We start from the raw sequence: 13944 nt of genomic DNA on the forward strand, positions 1-13944 counted from the left end.
TGCTTTTCTCGAGACATAGGTGTGGCAAGTAGGCACGTTAGACTATGCTCGTTCGTTAGTTTGTGTATTTGTGCGCTCCCAAGCGTGCCATAGGGAGGAAATCCAGGTGAGGACACTAATCCAGGCCCTGAAGACCAAGGAACTCAGGAAGAAGATCCTATTCGTCCTGTTCATCATCATCATCTACCGTATCGGGTCGTTCATTCCGACCCCGGGCGTGGATTATTCGGTGGTGCAGGAGTGCGTCGGCAAGACGCAGACCGCGTCCGAGAACTTCATCGGTCTGGTGAACCTCTTCTCCGGTGGTGCCATGCTGCAGTTGTCCATCTTCGCGTTGGGCGTCATGCCGTACATCACCGCTTCCATCGTCGTGCAGCTGCTGCGTGTGGTCATCCCGCGTTTCGAGGCGTTGCACAAGGAGGGCCAGTCCGGCGAGGCCAAGCTCACCCAGTACACGCGTTACCTGACCATCGGCTTGGCCGTCCTCCAGTCCACCACCATTCTGGTCACCGCGCGCTCCGGCGCCCTGTTCAACTATGCGTGCGACCAGGTCATCCCGGACGGCTCCGTGTGGAACCTCGTCGTTATGGTGCTGATCATGACCGGCGGCACCGGTTTCATCATGTGGATGGCCGAGCTCGTGACCGACAAGGGCATCGGCCAGGGCATGTCCATCTTGATCTTCATGTCCATCTGCTCGGGCTTCCTGCCTCAATTGTGGGAGATTGGCTGGGGCACCAACGGCACCGACGGCGACTGGGCCAAGTTCGCCATCGTGGTGTCGGTGCTCGTCGTCATCCTCATCTTCGTGGACTTCGTGGAACTGTGCCAGCGTCGTGTACCCGTCCAGTACACGCGCCGCATGATCGGCCGCAAGATGTACGGCGGCTCCTCCACCTACCTGCCGCTCAAGATCAACATGTCCGGCGTGATCCCCCCGATCTTCGCGTCCTCCATCCTCGCCATCCCGACGCTGATCGCCCAGTTCGGCAAGTCCGACCAGTCGTGGGTCAAGTGGATCAACGCGAACCTGGCGAACACCACGAGCGTGTGGTACATCGCCCTGTACGCGCTGATGATTGTGTTCTTCTGCTTCTTCTACACGTCCATCACGTTCAACCCGGACGAGACCGCCGACAACATGAAGCAGTACGGCGGCTTCATCCCCGGCATCCGTGCCGGCAACGCCACCAGCCGCTACCTGACCTACGTGATGAACAGGCTCAATACGGTGGGCGCCGTCTACCTGCTGTTCGTGGCACTGATTCCGACCGTGCTGATCATGGCGCTCGGACTGAACACGCAGCTGCCGTTCGGTGGCACCACCATCCTGATTATCGCCGGCGTGGGCCTCGATACTCTGCGTCAGGCAAGGGCCCAGACCGAGCAGTTCCAGTACACCGGCTTCCTGCTCGAAAACGTGGATCACAAGGAAGGCAAGTAAGCCTCCAATGATGTCGGCACGGTTGGCATATGGCCAGTCGTGCCGATTCCGTACCAATACAACGACAAGCACTATCAACAAGGAGATAAACCATGCGTCTGCTCATCATGGGTCCTCAGGGTGTGGGCAAGGGCACTCAGGCCGCGCTGCTCGCCGAGCATTTCAACATCCCCACCATTTCCACCGGTGATATCTTCCGCTTCAACATCAAGAACAAGACGGAACTGGGCCTGGAGGCAATGAGCTACACCGACAAGGGCGAGCTTGTGCCGGACTCCCTGACCAACAAGATCGTCAAGGATCGTCTGGCCAAGGAGGATTGCGCCAACGGTTGGATCCTTGATGGCTATCCGCGAAACGCCGCTCAGGTCGAAGCCCTCGATCAGATGCTCGAAGAGCTGGGCACCCCGCTTGACCACGTGGTGGCGCTCGAAGCCGACCGTGAAGTGTTGCTGGAGCGCATGAAGAAGCGCGCCGCGGAGCAGGGACGTGCCGATGACACTCCGGAGGCCATCGCCAAGCGTCTGGAAACGTATGAGAAGGAAACCGCCCCTCTGCTTGACATCTACAAGTCTCGCGGCCTGCTGGTGCTTGAGAACGGAGTCGGCGAGATCAGTGAAATCAGCAAGCGCATCATCAACGACTTGCACTGAGTCAGCCAACGAAAAGTTGATTCGATAGCTCCAATATCACAGATCGGATCAGGTACCCCTATGCGACACGCCGGGTGTTGCGTAGGGGTACCTCTGTATACGCCCCTGTATATATTTGAATGTCGGTGTGTCTTCGGATGCACTCGTAGTAATTCGTCCAGCGATAGGAAACCTGAGGCACATGGCAAAAGACGGTGTGATTGAAGTCGAAGGTCAGGTAGTGGAGGCACTGCCGAACGCGATGTTCCGCGTTGAGCTCGAAAACAAGCACATCGTGCTCGCCACGATCTCCGGCAAGATGCGCAAGAACTATATTCGTATTCTTCCCCAGGATCGTGTGGTGCTGGAAATGAGCCCCTACGACCTGAATCGTGGACGTATTACGTACCGCTATAAGTAAAGGTACACAAGTAAAGGATAACCATGAAGGTCAGCCCTAGTGTGAAGCGAATCTGCGAAAACTGCCGCGTGATTCGTCGTCACGGCCGCGTCATGGTGATCTGCACCAACCCCCGCCACAAGCAGCGTCAGGGCTGAGAGCAGATTCTCCAGCGGCACCATAATTAAGGCACTCACTCACAGTGCTTCCCGAAAGGGAACGACACTGAACCACGGGTACGTAGGCTCGTGCCGGATTACCGGAGGAGCGGGTGCAAGACCTACGGAAACAAGAAGGAATCGCAATGGCACGTCTTGCCGGAGTCGACATCCCCAATGAGAAGCGCATCGAGATCGCCCTCACCTACATTTTCGGTGTGGGACGCACTCGTGCCAAGGAAACGCTTGCCGCGACCGGTATCAACCCGGACACCCGCGTCAAGGATCTTACCGACGAGCAGCTGATCACGCTGCGTGACTACCTCGAGGGCAACTACAAGATCGAGGGTGATTTGCGTCGTGAAATCGATGCGGACATTCGTCGCAAGATTCAGATCAACTGCTACCAAGGCCAGCGTCACCGTAAGGGACTTCCTGTGCGCGGTCAGCGCACCAAGACCAACGCCCGCACCCGTAAGGGCCCGAAGCGCACGGTCGCCGGAAAGAAGAAGGCCACCAAGTAAGAGTGGCATGATTCGAGCCACGGGATGCTCGGCATTCCATCGTTCGAATATCAACAACATAGTTCGTTATTAGGAAACGAGGGTCAATGGCAGCTCCAAAGCAAGCCGCTCGTAAGCCCGCTCGTCGCCGCGATCGCAAGTCGATTCCGGTGGGTCAGGCTCACATCAAGTCCACTTTCAACAACACGATCATCTCGATCACCGATCCGTCCGGCGCCGTGGTGTCCTGGGCCTCCGGTGGCGACGTCGGCTTCAAGGGCTCCCGCAAGTCCACGCCGTACGCTGCTGGCATGGCCGCCGAGTCCGCCGCCCGCAAGGCGATGGAGCACGGTGTCAAGAAGGTCGACGTGTTCGTCAAGGGTCCGGGTTCCGGTCGTGAAACCGCCATCCGTTCTCTGCAGTCCGCGGGTCTCGAGGTCGGTTCCATCACCGATGTCACCCCGCAAGCCCACAACGGCGTTCGTCCTCCGAAGCGTCGTCGCGTCTGAGCACTCAGCAATACGAAATCAATCCAAAACCGCCTGACCGGTGAGTGCACCACCGAGTTCAAGCTGAAAGGATAACCACAGTGCTTATTGCACAGCGTCCGACTCTGACCGAGGAATCTCTGAATTCGCAGCGCTCCCGCTTCATCATCGAGCCGCTTGAGCCTGGCTTCGGCTATACGCTCGGCAACTCGCTGCGTCGCACGCTGCTGAGCTCCATCCCTGGTGCGGCTGTGACCTCTGTGCGTATCTCCGGTGCCCTGCATGAGTTCACCACTCTGCCGGGTGTCCAGGAGGACGTGACTGAGATCTTGCTCAACATCAAGGGCATTGTGCTCACCAGCGAGTATGACGAGCCTGTGGTCATGTACCTGCGCAAGAGCGGCAAGGGTGAGGCTACCGCAGGAGACATCACTCCGCCGGCCGGCGTCACCATCGCCAACCCGGATCAGCACATCGCCACTCTCGCCGAAGATGGCGAACTCGAAATCGAGTTCACCGTCGAGCGCGGTCGTGGCTATGTTCCGGCTCAGATGAACAAGCAGGACAATGGTGAAATCGGCCGTATCCCGGTTGATTCCATCTATTCCCCGGTGCTCAAGGTGAGCTACAAGGTCGAGGCGACCCGTGTGGAACAGCGCACGGACTTCGACAAGCTCATTCTGGACGTGGAGACCAAGCCCGCCATCTCGCCGCGCGACGCGGTGGCTTCCGCTGGTTCGACCTTGGTGGAGCTCTTCGGCCTGTGCCGTGAGCTCAACACCCAGGCTGAAGGCGTTGAAGTCGGTCCGGCCCCGGTGGCCGAGGAGACCAACCCCGAGATGGCTGTCCCGATCGAGGACCTCAACCTGACGCAGCGTTCTTACAACTGCCTCAAGCGTGAGGGCATTCACACCATCGGTGAGCTTGTCTCCCACACCGAGCAGGATCTGCTCGACATCCGCAATTTCGGTATGAAGTCGATTGACGAGGTCAAGGAGAAGCTGCAGGCCCTGGGTCTTAGCCTCAAGTCCTCGCCGATGGCCTTTGATACCAATAATCTCGAAGGTGGCACGTTCTTCTCGCCTGAAGAAGAGTGATCTGCCCCTTTTGACAAACCGTCCATAATGGCAGGCGGATGTTCGGGCATATGCCCACCTGCCTGCCGTTGCGGACAATAAGGAGTAAACCCATGCCTACACCTAAGAAGGGCCCGCGTCTGGCTTCCAGCCCTGCGCACGAGCGCCTCATGCTGGCAAACATGGCGACTAGCCTGTTCCAGAACGGTCGCATCACCACCACGCTGCCGAAGGCTAAGCGCCTTCGTCCGCTGGCAGAGCGCCTGATCACCTTTGCCAAGCGCGGTGATCTGCACTCCCGTCGTCGCGTGATGCGCGTCATCCGCAACAAGTCCGTGGTGCACGTGCTGTTCACCCAGATTGCCGAGCAGATGGAGCAGCGTGAGGGTGGCTACACCCGTATCGTCAAGATCGCTCCGCGCGTTGGCGATTCCTCTGCTGCAGCCATCATCGAGCTCGTCACCGAGCCGGTTGCCAAGAAGGCTGTCGTGAAGGAAGCCGAGGCCGCCACCAAGGTCGCCGACGAGGCTCCTGCCGCAGAAGCTACCGAGGCTCCGGCTGCTGAGGCCACCGAGGCTCCGGCTGAGGAGACCGCTGCTGCTGAAGCTGAGGCTCCGGCCGAGGAAGCCGCCGCCGAGAAGGCCGAGTGAGCTGAATAGCTTTCCGCTAAGCTAGATAGAGGGTTGGAATCCAAATGGGTTCCAACCCTCTTTCCATATCTCGCATCAGGACACTTCTGGGATTATCCTGGGGCACTTCTGGCACGATTCTGGCACGATTCCCAATCTCGAGAATTTGCGTCGCTGAGATGGTGTCAGTGATGTTTTTTCTCGGGATGGTTGTTTTCTTCGAGAATTTGCGTCACTGAGAGCCTGTCAGCGACGCAAATTCTCGGTTGTCGTGATCATACGGGGCGATACGGGCCGTTGGGCATCATGGCAGGGTACGAACCGCCCGGATTGCATTGGCGCGGGCAGCAAGTTGTTCATCCGGAGGGTAGGCGATGTGCTCCAGAGTCAGTCCTTGAGGCGCAATGGGCCCACTCGAGCCCTCCCGCACCGGGTGCGCCATCTTATCGGCGAACCAATCCAATGATTTGCGTCCCGAACCGACCTTCACACAGGATCCGACCAGAGAGCGAACCATATTGCGGGCAAACGCATCGGCGACAATCGTGAACACCAGCAATCCTGATTCCAATGACGGAGTCCGGTATGACTCGCCCATATCCGAACCTGATGGAACCAGCGGAACGGCGGGAACACGACTCCAATAGGCGTTCTTGACCTCGCGGATTGTAGTTCCGCCCGGGTTGGGCGTCGCGAACGAGCCGAAATCATGCAGCCCCAGTGTCATCGCCGCCGCCCGGTTCATTACATCCACATCCAAAGCCTCGTCCACACGCAGCACGAAACCACGTGATCTCGGGTCGGCTTCGGACGAGCGGTCGGCGACACGATACACATAGGTCCGCTCCAGCGCAGAGAAACGAGCGTCAAACCCGTCAGGCGCAACCGTCACCTGGTGAATCACGATATCCGGGGGCAGTACGGCTTTGAGCCGGCGTGCCAAAGCATCGACGGCTGGCACCTCCATATGCCCGACGCATCGCAGCAATACCGCATCGCTCACATCGAGATGCGCCACCTGATGCGAGGCGTGCACGCCGGTATCCGTGCGCCCTGCGACGGTTAGTCGCAACGGATCGTCAGCGTCATCGGCAGGTACGCGAAGCACCTTGTGCAACGCGTCCTCGATGGTACCCTGCACCGTGCGCAGTCGTGGCTGCCTGGCCCATCCGAAGAAACCGCCGCCGTCGTACGCCAGATCAATGCGAAGTCGTGTCATAACCATCCATCCTAACGAGCAGCCGCGGATTCCGGTGGGCCGGTATGTTCCACGTCTACTGCACTGTGGAAGGCATGATGTCCCGGGATTACGATGATGCAGGATTCGCTGGCGACATCATTCCGAAAGGAAGCGCCGAAGCATGCGTCGAAGCGGCTGTGAAGTGACCTACCCGTAACATTCGCGCGCATTTGCCGAAACGGGCCTGTCCTAGGTTAATAACCATCACACCGGGTTGCGGTGGCGGCGTCAGCGTGCGCCAAAGCCTCCGCGATACGCAGGTGGCACCGAGCGGCCGTTTACAGCAAGGAGCAGGCACGAGATGATCGAATCAGCTGCGCATAAGTTGGCGCATGAACTAGTCAATCGCCGTGAAGCCATCAACCGGGAGCTCTCCAGAAACGGCGTGCGCTTCGGCATCTACAAGAACAACGAATACCATGACCGTCTGTTCCCCTATGACCCGGTGCCGCGCATCATCGAATCCGATGAGTTCGACGAACTGGAGAAGGGGTTGAAACAGCGTGTCAATGCGCTGAACGCCTACCTCAAGGACATCTATTCGGACAAGTCGATTGTGCATGACGGCGTCATTCCGGAAGAGTATGTATACACGTCCGCCGGGTACTTCCCGCAGGTCAATGGTGTGACGCCTCCGGGCGGCATCTTCGCCCACATCGCCGGCGAGGATCTGGTACAGGGGGAGGACGGCCGCTGGTGGGTGCTCGAAGACAATCTGCGCATCCCCTCCGGTGCCAGCTATCCATTGTTCGTGCGAGACATTGAACGTCGCATCTCCCCGCGCCTGTTCCGCGATGTGCACATCCGCGACAATCGCGAATACCCCCGCCTGCTGCGCAAGGCCATGGATTTTGTCTCCACCGAGGGCATCGCCGTGGTATTGACGCCGGGCCGCTACAATTCCGCGTTCTTCGAACACGCTTATCTGGCCGAGAAGACTGGCGCGGCGCTCGCCTTCCCGGAGGATCTCGAAGTGGTGGACAACAAGGTGTACTTCCTTGATTACGCAGGCAAACGCCATCGCGTGGGCGTGGTGTACCGCCGTCTGTCGGACGAATACTTGGATCCGTTCGCCTTCAACCCCGATTCGGTGATCGGCGTGCCGGGCATTCTGTCCGCATACCGCGACGGCAACGTGGCCATCGTCAACGCGCCGGGCAATGGCGCGGCCGACGACAAGGCCATCTACTACTTCGTGCCGCAGATGATCAAGTATTACCTCGGCGAGGAACCGATTCTGCACAATGCGCCCACGTATATGCCGATGTTCGAGGCCGATCGCAAGGAAGTCCTGAACCGCATGGGCGAATTGGTCATCAAGGACGTCGCTGAAGCCGGCGGCTATGGCGTGGTGTTCGGCTCATCGCTGGACACCGCCGCTCGCGAGGAGCTTGCCGAACGCATCAAGGAGGATCCGCGCCGGTTCATCGCCCAGGAGGTGATTCAGTTCCGCGACATTGACGTGGTCGATGCCAAGACCGGGGAGATGTCGCCGCGCAAATGCGATCTGCGCGCGTTCGTGGTGACCGGTAAGAGCACGCACGTTTGGTATTCAGGTCTGACCAGATACTCTTCGGTGCCCGGCCAGATGATCGTCAACTCCTCGCAGGGCGGCGGATTCAAGGACACGTGGGTGCTGGCGCCTGAAACCGGTGTGGAACATGAGCTGGGGGCTGAGGTGCAGGTCGCCAATCTGCTCAGCCAGTCCCGTCATCACTCGCTGTCGCTGGTCACTGCATCCAAGGCCGATAACCTGTATTGGCTCGGACGCTACACCGAGCGTGCGTTCACCACGCTGAACCAGTTCTTCCCGTTCTACGATCGTGTGATGGACACGGACGTGGACGCTTTCCGCCCGTTCGCCCACGCACTCGATCTTCCGGAGGACTTCGAGGACTTCGACGAGTTCGTCACGAGCTTCCTCTACGACGGCACGAACCCTGATTCCGTCCGTTCCGCGGTCACCGCCGCATTCAACAACGCGGTGATTCTGCGCCCGGAACTGAGCTCCCGTCTGCTGCAGTATGTGGAACTGGCCATGACCAACATCACCGATGCGGCACGCAAGGCGGCCGATGCCGACGATATCTACAATCAGCGCGACATCGCCGACGACATGCTCGCCTTCTGGGGCGGCATCGAGAACTCGCCAGTCGACCCCACGTTGAAGGCGTTCGTATTCATCGGAAAATATCTGGAGCGCATCGATCTGTATACGCGTTTCGGGCTGTCGATGGAGCAGATGGATGCGCCGTTGCGCAAGCTTGCGTCATATTCCATGGTGCTTGACGGCATGCCGTTGCCCAGCTGCTTTGCTGATGGGCTGAGCTGGCTGGTGGGTCAGTTGCCGGCCCGCGGGTACGATCAGGTGGCGGCGCTGCTCAAGAAGTATCTGGATGATTATTCCGGCCGCATCAGCGCGTTGGCCATCAAGGACATGGGGTCGTTGAGCTCCATGAACATGGACGCCAAGCGCATCTGACGTGTTGCAATGCTAAGGTGATATCAACATACAGCCGGTAATGCGGTCTTGTTGGCCTGTCATGCGGTAGGGCGATATGACGCCTGTACCTGCGGGCGGGCCTCATGCCGTGGAACACGAAGACAATCGCAGGAGCAGTATTGAAGAAACTCGTATTCGACTATGAGATGAAGCTTTCGTTCAGTGCTCCCGTGACCGACCATCGGTTCCAGCTCCGCTGCATCCCCGCGACGGGCCCGCGTCAGCAGGTCATCGACGTGGAGGTCAAGATCCGACCTGATACCGAGCTGGATACCACCATCGACTCCTTCGACTCCGTGGTGATGACCGGTTTCATTCCCGAACCGCATGACGTGTTCAGCTATTCGGTGACCGGCATCGCCTTCGTGGACAATGCGCACATCAAGAAGGAGATCTACAAGCCGCTCTACCGCTTCAACTCCGCATTGACCATTCCCGGGCCATGCATCGAGGCGATGGTGGATCTGTGCCAGAGGCGTCTAGCGAAGCTGCCGGAGCATGCCACGCCGGTTGAGCGTGCCACCGAAGTGATGGATGAGGTATACCACGCCTTCGTGTATACGCCGGGGTCCACCACGATTCGCACCACCGCCGAACAGGCGCTCGCCCAGCGCAAGGGCGTATGCCAGGATTATGCGCATGTGATGCTCTCGGTATGCCGCCACGTCGGCCTGACCGCGCGATACATCGCCGGACTGCTCGGTGGGGAAGGTGCCACGCATGCCTGGGTGGAGGTGTATCAGGACGGTCGCTGGGTTGGCCTTGACCCCACGCATAACCGTCTGGTCGATGACAATTACATCACCATCGCGCACGGGCGCGATTATCGCGACTGCATGCTCGACATCGGCATCTTCTCCGGCTACAACGTCGAGCAGACCCAATGGGTCAACGCTTCCGTGCACGAGCAGCAGTCCTGATTGGCCCGTCATCTGCTGATACGGCTGTGATGCTGCACTAGCTGATGAGGCAGTATGCTGGTCGACGCGAAGACATACAGGCAGCGCAGCCGGTTCACTCATTCGGATTTTCGCGGTTAAGAAATTCGGATTTTGGTAGTTGAGAAATTCGGATTATTGTAGTTGTATAGTTCGGATTTTTGCGGTTGAGAAATTCGGATTATTGCAGGCGAGATGGCGATGATGACGGGAGATGGATTCGATGAGTGAAGCAACGACGCATGGCATAAAGCCTGAGACCTACCGTCCTCGTATCGTGGACTCGCAGATCGCTCGGTATCTGCGCATCTTTGGTGCAGTTGAAATCGCTGGTACCAAATGGTGCGGTAAGACTTGGTCCGCCCGTGCACACGCGAGCAGCATCACGTATGTGGATCGCAATAACAATCTGACCGTCGCCAAAGCAGACCCATCGTTGATGCTGCTGGGGGACAGGCCGCATGTGATTGACGAATGGCAGTTGGCGCCCGCTATCTGGGATGAGGTGCGCCATCATGTCGATGATGAGCCAGCGAACAAAGGTCAGTGGTTGTTGACCGGGTCATCCACGCCGCTTCGCAGCGAGCTTCCGAATCACAGTGGCGCCGGAAGAATCGGACGGATTCGCATGAATCCCATGACATTGTATGAATCAGGGCTTTCCAGCGGTGAAGTCAGCCTGTCGGGGCTGTTCGGGCATAGGTTTTCTGCGGCGAGGTCCGGGTTGGATACCAAGGGGCTGATGGACGCAGTGTGCCGTGGAGGGTGGCCGGAGGCCGTGGATATGACCGTGTCTGATGCCCAAATTCTGATTAGGGAATACGTGAGACTTACCTTGGCTGAAAGCGTCCCTCGTCAAGGCAAGGACTCGGACGTGGCAAGGCGCTTGCTGGATTCGTTGGCGCGTAACATCAGTCAGGCTGTCACATTCAAAACGCTTCGCAAAGATATGTACGGTGCGGAAGAGAATCTGGATGATTTCATTTCAGAACGCACAGTAGCGGAGTATGTCTCCATGTTCGAAGGCATGTTCGTCATCGATCCTGTGAAGGGTTGGGTGCCGCCCGCCCGTGATCCGAAGCGATTGCAGACCAAGGCGCGTCGATATTTCGCAGACCCTTCAATCGCTGCCGCGGCGCTGGGCATGAATCCTGATGCGCTGATTCGTGATTGGCAGACCTTCGGTTTCCTGTTCGAAAACCTCTGCATTCGCGACTTGCTCGTATATGCGCGGGCGTTGCCGGACGTCGGCATGGAGCCGGTCCGCTATTATCACGATGATTCCGGGCTTGAATGCGATGCGATCATCGAATTGGCTGATGGACGTTGGGCGGGTATAGAGATCAAGACCAGCGAAGACAAGGTCCCCGAGGCGGCGGCGAACCTACGCCGACTGAAGAATAAACTGCTGAGGAATCCGAGCGCCCGCACTCGTGAACCGGAATTCCTGGCAGTGCTGGTAGGTATTGGGGAGTTCGCATATCGTCGAGATGACGGCATATATGTCATTCCGGTGGGAACGTTGGGGGTGTGACGTGGGATTGGGAGAGCTGAGGAAGGTGCATAGCATCGTGAGAGGCTCACCGTGCTTCTCCGCAGCGCGTCCTTGACGCCTGAGTTGTCGCGAAACTCCGATTTGCCAGGTCGGCGGGATGTGGCATAATGAACAAGTTGCCTTTTGGTGACATGGATGAATGTCCGAGCGGTCTAAGGAGCACGCCTCGAAAGCGTGTGAGGTGAAAGCCTCCGCGAGTTCGAATCTCGCTTCATCCGCCCATAGGGTTCCGGGTTGTTCCGGGACCCTTTTTCTATTTCGTGGTCAGGTTCCGTGTTCCGTCTGTGATGCCGGGTGTCTATGCCGCAGCACGGATTATTGTGTTTGATTGATTGCTGAAGACGATGGCGTCAAGGGTTTTGGCGCTGTCATTGGGTGTTGAAGGTATTTTTCCTGCTGGGTCGAGGAGCCGATGCCTGAGAACCGTGGTTTGTCGCATCTAGAGATTTGAGAGGCAGAGTGAGTGCCAGCATAAAGTACTCGGATGATGTGAGCAAAGCGGCTGGTTGTTGCTCCGATTCTTATATGGAGTGGTATGAGGTAATATGACGACCAGCCGCTTTGGTTGCGTTATTTAAAACAATCGAATTTGGTTAAGCCCGATTGTTAGTGACTCAAATGGACCGGGAGTCGGGGAGTCTTTGCGCGGGTTTCCGTTGATGTCATGATTAATGAGAATCGGAGAACCATCAGGATTCTCATATGGCTCTCTAACCAATCGCGGTACCCCGAGCGTGTCTGTACTGATGAGACGAGTAAAGATATCTATTGGGAAATCGAGTGAAAATTCACACCACACGCTGCCATCTTCATGCTGGATGATATGTACATTTGGATTATGGTTGGATAACAGGTGATGCTCTTCTCTTTCGTATGCTTCTGCTCCGTTAAGATATACATTGCCTTCGATGTATGCGGGCTGGGGTATTTGTTCGAATATTTCGACGTCGCCTACCCCCAAGGCATGGACTTTTTCCGCGTATTCTGCTTCATTGGAAGGGGCGCCGTTGTAAATCTCCGTTCCTCGTGTATCGGTGCCTATGACTATGCGGCTGCCAGCGAAGATGTTTTGCACCACGCGGTCATCGTTGCCGTATACGCATGCAGTGCCTAATATCTTGGTTGAATGTGGCAGATGATATGGTGTGAATCGGTTGGGCGTAGAGATTTTGCGTGTGGAGCCGCAGAATAGATTGTGCACGAATGCGGTGCCCTGAGCTGCATTGTCAAGGTTATAGGCGGAGGCGAACACATTGTTGTCAATGAGACAGGGGCCATGGGTTACCTCGATCATGAAGTCACGTACGTTGTGATGGTAAGTGTTTGCGGTTACTCGCGTACCTTGCGCTTGCCAATCGAGCCAGGTGCCAAGAGTGCAGTCATGGATGTTGTTTCTTCGGATGATGGCGTCGATTGCTGCATGCAGTTTGATTCCAGCGATTTCATGACCAAAGAATTCGTATTTGGTTCCGATGCTATAGATTTCAGAGGCTTGTGCTGTTTTCGTGGGTTAGGTTGTGGGCTTTGGTAGTCGGATGTCGAGGCCGCCGCATCGGAGCATGATCAGGGCGATGAGGTTGTCCACGTGGTGGAAGCCGTAGGCCATGCGGATGGTGACCTTGATCCTGTTGTTGAACGCCTCGAGTCTGGCGTTGGAGTAGCCCAGCTCGATCGTGCGCAGGATGTCGGGCCGCCGCCTGCGGATCTTTTTGGAGAGTTCGACGATCTCGGGGATGCGGCTGTGGGACGCCCAGAACACCCAGCGTTTGAGTTCCGCCGTGGCCTGTCCGAGCGGGTGCTTGAGCAGGTTGCGCAGGAGTTCCTTGAGCTGCCAGGCGCGGTAGAGCTGTCCCTTGGGATCCGTGTTCCTCAATGCGGCGAGGGATTCCTCCTGCCGGTCGGTGAGATGGTCGGGGTTCTTCAACACGGCGTATTTGACGCCGCGCATGCGCTTGACGCCCTCCTGGTCGCCGCCGCGCCTCGCGTCGTTCCACAGGCGCTTCCTCACCTTGTCGAGCGCGTCGGTCATCCAGCTGACGATGTGGAACCCGTCGAGCACGCGCTCGGCGTTCGGGCACCACTGGCTAACGCATGAGTCGATCCACTTCGCGCCGTCGCCGGTGACGACCCGGATGGAGGCGCGCTGCTCGTCGGTGAGCTGTTGGAAGAACAGGTCGAACACGTCCCTGCCGTACCCGTCGTGCGCCCAGATCACCCGACGCCGCTCGTGGTCGACGACGACGGTCAGATACGTGTGGCCCTTCCTGTAGCTGGTCTCGTCCACGCCGATCGACGTGAGATGGTCGAACGGCGAGGGCGCCGACGCCTTCAGCCGGCCTGCGACCCTATGGGCGATGTCTCCGGCGGTCCTCCATGCG

Annotated in this window: 14 protein-coding genes and 1 tRNA gene; 12 read left to right on the forward strand and 3 right to left on the reverse strand. The window is 58.0% G+C overall.

All coding sequences use genetic code 11. The features are described 5' to 3' along the window. Positions 1-106 precede the first annotated feature (106 nt). The 8 genes from secY to rplQ all read left to right on the forward strand — a co-directional run bounded on the left by secY (position 107) and on the right by rplQ (position 5351). Complete coding sequence (gene secY, locus BW14_RS00190; RefSeq protein ID WP_140462796.1) at positions 107-1444, forward strand: preprotein translocase subunit SecY; 1338 nt, start codon at positions 107-109, stop codon at positions 1442-1444. Between the two features lie 92 nt (positions 1445-1536). Then, positions 1537-2097 (forward strand): adenylate kinase, encoded by a 561-nt coding sequence (locus tag BW14_RS00195; protein WP_140462795.1) that lies wholly within the window; start codon positions 1537-1539, stop codon positions 2095-2097. A 181-nt stretch (positions 2098-2278) separates the two neighbouring features. Next, positions 2279-2497, forward strand: a complete 219-nt coding sequence (gene infA, locus BW14_RS00200; protein WP_003808114.1) for a translation initiation factor IF-1 — start codon at positions 2279-2281, stop codon at positions 2495-2497. A gap of 23 nt (positions 2498-2520) precedes the next feature. Next, positions 2521-2634 carry a 50S ribosomal protein L36 gene (gene rpmJ, locus BW14_RS00205; protein WP_003814578.1) on the forward strand — a complete coding sequence of 38 codons (114 nt, stop codon included), beginning with the start codon at positions 2521-2523 and terminating at the stop codon, positions 2632-2634. Between the two features lie 146 nt (positions 2635-2780). Continuing rightward, positions 2781-3158: a 30S ribosomal protein S13 gene (gene rpsM / locus BW14_RS00210; RefSeq protein ID WP_026641530.1), complete on the forward strand. Its 378-nt coding sequence runs from the start codon at positions 2781-2783 to the stop codon at positions 3156-3158. A gap of 86 nt (positions 3159-3244) precedes the next feature. Then, positions 3245-3646, forward strand: a complete 402-nt coding sequence (gene rpsK, locus BW14_RS00215; RefSeq protein ID WP_034527262.1) for a 30S ribosomal protein S11 — start codon at positions 3245-3247, stop codon at positions 3644-3646. 80 nt (positions 3647-3726) lie between these two features. Next, a complete protein-coding gene (locus BW14_RS00220; RefSeq protein ID WP_140462794.1) occupies positions 3727-4722 on the forward strand; it encodes a DNA-directed RNA polymerase subunit alpha in 996 nt (331 codons plus the stop codon). A 92-nt stretch (positions 4723-4814) separates the two neighbouring features. After that, positions 4815-5351 (forward strand): 50S ribosomal protein L17, encoded by a 537-nt coding sequence (rplQ, locus tag BW14_RS00225; protein WP_140462793.1) that lies wholly within the window; start codon positions 4815-4817, stop codon positions 5349-5351. 283 nt (positions 5352-5634) lie between these two features. Here rplQ and truA read toward each other — a convergent pair whose 3' ends face one another. Then, positions 5635-6549, reverse strand: a complete 915-nt coding sequence (truA, locus tag BW14_RS00230; RefSeq protein WP_140489031.1) for a tRNA pseudouridine(38-40) synthase TruA — start codon at positions 6547-6549, stop codon at positions 5635-5637. A 322-nt stretch (positions 6550-6871) separates the two neighbouring features. Here truA and BW14_RS00235 point away from each other — a divergent pair, with 322 nt between their 5' ends. The 4 genes from BW14_RS00235 (at position 6872) to BW14_RS00250 (ending at position 11784) form a co-directional block, all read left to right on the forward strand. Next, the gene (locus BW14_RS00235) at positions 6872-9052 is read left to right on the forward strand and encodes a circularly permuted type 2 ATP-grasp protein (protein WP_140462791.1); all 2181 of its coding nucleotides are present in this window, start codon (positions 6872-6874) and stop codon (positions 9050-9052) included. 140 nt (positions 9053-9192) lie between these two features. Beyond that, entirely contained in the window at positions 9193-9993 is an 801-nt protein-coding gene (locus BW14_RS00240) for a transglutaminase family protein (protein ID WP_140489032.1), read from the forward strand. A gap of 241 nt (positions 9994-10234) precedes the next feature. Next, positions 10235-11545 (forward strand): ATP-binding protein, encoded by a 1311-nt coding sequence (locus BW14_RS00245; RefSeq protein WP_140463721.1) that lies wholly within the window; start codon positions 10235-10237, stop codon positions 11543-11545. 154 nt (positions 11546-11699) lie between these two features. After that, a tRNA-Ser gene (locus tag BW14_RS00250) sits at positions 11700-11784 on the forward strand. Positions 11785-12140: 356 nt separating this feature from the next. On the opposite strand, the gene BW14_RS00255 is transcribed toward BW14_RS00250, so the two are convergent. Together BW14_RS00255 and BW14_RS00260 are read right to left on the reverse strand one after the other, a co-directional pair. Further along, positions 12141-12860 (reverse strand): hypothetical protein, encoded by a 720-nt coding sequence (locus tag BW14_RS00255; protein ID WP_140489033.1) that lies wholly within the window; start codon positions 12858-12860, stop codon positions 12141-12143. Positions 12861-13076: 216 nt separating this feature from the next. After that, positions 13077-13944: ISL3 family transposase (locus BW14_RS00260; RefSeq protein ID WP_140489034.1), on the reverse strand; the 868-nt coding region annotated here is incomplete at its 5' end.

It is taken from the genome of Bifidobacterium sp. UTBIF-68, assembly GCF_006408855.1.
GTDB classification, from domain to species: domain Bacteria; phylum Actinomycetota; class Actinomycetes; order Actinomycetales; family Bifidobacteriaceae; genus Bifidobacterium; species Bifidobacterium reuteri.